The sequence below is a fragment of the Paenibacillus profundus genome (genome assembly GCF_021369635.1).
In the GTDB taxonomy this organism is placed as follows: Bacteria; Bacillota; Bacilli; order Paenibacillales; family Paenibacillaceae; genus Paenibacillus_B; species Paenibacillus_B profundus.
This window is the reverse complement of sequence record NZ_JAJNBZ010000091.1, coordinates 1-1,608: the sequence shown is the minus strand read 5'-3', so window position 1 is coordinate 1,608 and position 1,608 is coordinate 1. Positions and strand designations below refer to the sequence as shown.

1 protein-coding gene is annotated in these 1,608 nt (G+C 31.5%); it reads right to left on the bottom strand.

Annotation, left to right across the window (positions count from 1 at the left end; all coding sequences use genetic code 11):
- Positions 1 to 648: 648 nt before the first annotated feature.
- Positions 649 to 1,308: a CatB-related O-acetyltransferase gene (locus tag LQV63_RS31200; RefSeq protein WP_233699650.1), complete on the bottom strand. Its 660-nt coding sequence runs from the start codon at positions 1,306 to 1,308 to the stop codon at positions 649 to 651.
- Between the last annotated feature and the right edge of the window lie 300 nt (positions 1,309 to 1,608).

Genomic DNA, 1,608 nt, shown 5'->3' with positions numbered 1-1,608 from the left:
AGGCGCTTTTCTTTTTTCAAAGACGAAATTAATCCATCTACAGGAATGCTAACGGGGGCGTTTGTTGAATAAGGAATATAGCAACTTTATTATTCATTTTTAAGGGATATATAATTAAAGGATGTAAATTGAAACAACTTTAAAATAGCTTTTATGAAGGGGTTAATGGAAATATGAGCTATGACAAAAGGATCTGGTATCGACATACATCACTCAGGTGCAGACCTGTACGTAACTCAACAGGCAAGAGACTACCTAAAAGTCCCACAGCAGAAGATTTAATTTGTATTTATGAAATGGTTACTAAACAACAACACTTGGAATAGTTTCAAAGTAACCAATGTCTTTAAGTGCTTACTTTGTGAATGTAGTCAAAGCAGGAGCAAGTAAAATATTCACTAAGCCTAGTTTTACTTGTGATGATAATCTTTTCAATACAATGTTGTTTTAGTACTTTATATTTAAAAAGATTTCGATAAGGACCGTTGGAAGGCATACTTAGAAAATGGACTAACTTGTCAGTCAAAGACGGTAACAAAACAAATGACCAGGCGCTCATTAAAAAGTGAGTACCTGGTTTTTTGTGCCTATTCATCATACGCTAAACGTTTTGATAAAGCTAAAAAACTACACTCTATTCAATGTTGATTATTTTATTTTTACTTCATTTAAATAGAAATCATACAATTGATTGATGGAACCACTTGACAACAAAGGAACAGCTTTTTCAATTTTATTTCTTTCCCAATCAAACCAACGTAATTCTAATAATTTATCTATTTCTGAATCTGAAAAACGTTTTCTTATTTCTTTTGCAGGGTTTCCGCCGACAATAGTATAAGGAGGAACATCTTTTAAAACAACAGATCCTGCTGCAACAATCGCACCTTCACCAATAGTAACCCCAGGCATTATCATAGCATTCATACCAATCCAAGCATCACTTTTAATAACAGTATCTCCCTTAGGTTCATAAGAGCGTTCTATTTGTTCTGTAAATGGGTATACCGTTATCCATTCAGAATGGTGATTATGATTACCACCCATTAAAATGATAACACCGCTTGCGATACAAACATAGTTTCCTATAATCAATTTATCCAAATGCCAACCAAAATCATTAATAGGATTAAATAATTTACGGGACTTGTCATCGCCCCAAAGATATCTAACGCAGCCATCTTCGAAATTTTGATTACCATAATAACCTGAGTAGTATGAATAGTTACCTACTTCAATAAGTGGATTTGTCACTAAATCTTTTAGATACTTTATTTCCGACCAATGATTATATAGTTGATTGTTCATCATATTTACCTCGCTTCTAAGTAATTAAAATTTTTAATATTTACTTAGAAGCTTAATCTCACAGCGACATTTTTAAATTTTTTTAAACGACGTACCATCGTCCTCAACCTCTCATTTTTAATAGAATATAATAACTAAAAAAAATAAATAAGTCAATTAAGAATATAGGTTGATAGTATTTATTTCAATATCTTTAACGACTTTTTTTATTTAGATTTAATCTATATAGCATTGATTTTTTATGTATTGAGCATTTTGCAGTAATCTAAGCCCTTGCTACACAAGGACTTTCAGCAATAA